Source organism: Streptomyces colwelliae, from assembly GCF_048158785.1.
Lineage (GTDB): Bacteria > Actinomycetota > Actinomycetes > Streptomycetales > Streptomycetaceae > Streptomyces.
In genome coordinates this window covers 1-2,196 of record NZ_JBLTJC010000716.1, presented here as the reverse complement: position 1 = coordinate 2,196, position 2,196 = coordinate 1, and the positions used below count along the sequence as shown (strand labels likewise).

At 73.6% G+C, this 2,196-nt stretch carries 2 protein-coding genes; one reads left to right on the top strand and one right to left on the bottom strand.

The genetic code is table 11. From position 1 onward, the window contains the following. Positions 1 to 195 precede the first annotated feature (195 nt). The gene (locus tag ACNFOC_RS53550; RefSeq protein WP_416966193.1) at positions 196 to 1,473 is read left to right on the top strand and encodes an APC family permease; all 1,278 of its coding nucleotides are present in this window, start codon (positions 196 to 198) and stop codon (positions 1,471 to 1,473) included. Between the two features lie 100 nt (positions 1,474 to 1,573). Here the strand turns inward: ACNFOC_RS53550 and ACNFOC_RS53545 are convergent. Then, positions 1,574 to 2,196: ribosomal RNA small subunit methyltransferase A (locus ACNFOC_RS53545; RefSeq protein WP_416966192.1), on the bottom strand; the 623-nt coding region annotated here is incomplete at its 5' end.

The following is a 2,196-nucleotide window of genomic DNA, read 5'->3' as shown; positions in this document are numbered from 1 at the left end:
GGCCGGGGCCGTCGCACGGTACCGGCTGGACCGGCGCCGTATCGACTCCTGGGGCACGGAGTGGAACCTGGTGGGGCCGAGCTGGGGGCGCAGGACCAGCTGACGCCCGGCACACGGCACAGCACGACCAGTCCTCCCCGGCTGTAGCCCTCTCCTCCTGCGCTACCGTGCGCCGAGCACCAGGAGGAGCGCGCGATGAACGCGGAGGGAGTCCCGGCGGACACGGGCGGGATGAGACGGCGTCTGGGCCTGTCCGATGCCGTGGTGATCGGTCTGGGGTCGATGATCGGAGCCGGGATCTTCGCGGCCCTCGGCCCGGCGGCCGACGCCGCCGGTTCCGGCCTGCTGCTCGCTCTGGCCCTGGCCGCCGTCGTGGCCTACTGCAACGCGACGTCCTCGGCGCGCCTGGCCGCTCGCTATCCCGAGTCCGGCGGCACCTACGTCTACGGCCGCGAACGCCTGGGCGACTTCTGGGGCTACCTGGCCGGCTGGGCGTTCGTCGTCGGCAAGACGGCCTCCTGCGCGGCCATGGCCCTCACCGTCGGCGCCTACCTCTGGCCCGACCAGACCCACGCGGTGGCCGTGGCCGCCGTAGTGGCGCTGACCGCGGTGAACTACACCGGGGTGCGGAAGTCCGCCCTCCTCACCCGCGCCGTCGTCGCGGTCGTCCTGGCCGTGCTCGCCGCCGTGACCGTCACCGCCCTGACCTCCGCCCACGCGGACTCCGCACGACTGGAGATCGGCCCGGACACGACCGGCACCGGACTGCTCCGGGCCGCGGGCCTGCTCTTCTTCGCCTTCGCCGGCTACGCCCGTATCGCCACCCTCGGCGAGGAGGTCCGCGACCCCGCCCGCACCATCCCGCGCGCCATCCCGATCGCACTCGGGATCACCCTCGCCGTCTACGCCCTCGTCGCCGTCGCCGTCCTGACGCTGCTGGGCCCGCGCGGGCTGGCGGACGCCACCGCCCCGCTGTCGGACGCCGCGCGCGCCGCGGACGCCGACTGGCTGGTACCGGCCGTCCGCGTCGGCGGCGCCGTCGCCGCGCTCGGCTCACTACTCGCGCTGATCCTCGGGGTCTCCCGCACCACCCTCGCGATGGCCCGGGACCGGCACCTGCCGCACGCCCTGGCCTCCGTCCACCCCCGCTTCGGTGTTCCCCACCGCGCCGAACTCGCGGTCGGCGCGGTGGTCGCCGTCCTCGCCGCGACCGCGGACATGCGCGGCGCGATCGGCTTCTCCTCCTTCGGCGTCCTCGCCTACTACGCCGTCGCCAACGCCTCCGCCTGGACCCTCACCGAGGAAGAGGGCCGACCGAACCGCCTCGTCCCCGTCATCGGCCTCACCGGCTGCGCGACCCTGGCCTTCGCCCTCCCCCCGAGCACCGTCGTCTCCGGCACCGCGGTCCTCGCCCTCGGGACCGCGCTCTACGGTCTGCGAAAGATCACGTCCGGCAACAGCACCGGCCACTGATCCGGACAGCACGCGACCAGACCGGCAATCCGATCCGGGCCACCCGCGAGCTCCTGACTTTCCTACGGCACTTTCCTACGGCACTTTTCTACGGCCGCTGCTACGACGTCAGTTCCCTGTGCAGGCGCAGCCAGTGGTCCGGCGACACCTCGCCCACCAGGACGCGTGGATCCAGGCGCGCGGCACGGAACGCGGCGTCCACGCGCCGTCTCGGGTGGGCCCGGCGCAGCGAGGCGTGCAGCGAGCCGCCCACCCCCGAGAAGCCCAGCTCGACCAGGTGCCGCCAGCCGTCCAGCGCGGCGGGTTCGAGCAGCGGGGTCCGGCGTCGCTCGATCCGTACGATCCCGGCGTCGACGCGCGGCACGGGACTGAACCGGCGCCGGTCGACCCGCCCGACCAGCCGCCACTCGTACCGGGGCCAGCTGCGGACCGTCAGCAGGGTCCAACTGCCGTAGTCCCCGGTGCGTTTGCGGGCGTACTCGAGCTGGGTGAGCAGGGTGGCGTCGGTGAGGGCGCCGGCGCGCAGACACCAGTCGACGATGTCGGCGGTACGGGAGAAGGGCACGTTCCCGGCGACGGCGAACGGGGTGCGCGGGCGGGCCTGAAGCTGACCCTGCGCGCCGAACGCGACGTCCTGGTCCTGGTCTCCAACTGCCCCCAGATCAACAACCCTTGCAACGGCTTCGAGCCGACGGCCGTACAGATGACGATCGTTGAGGCCGC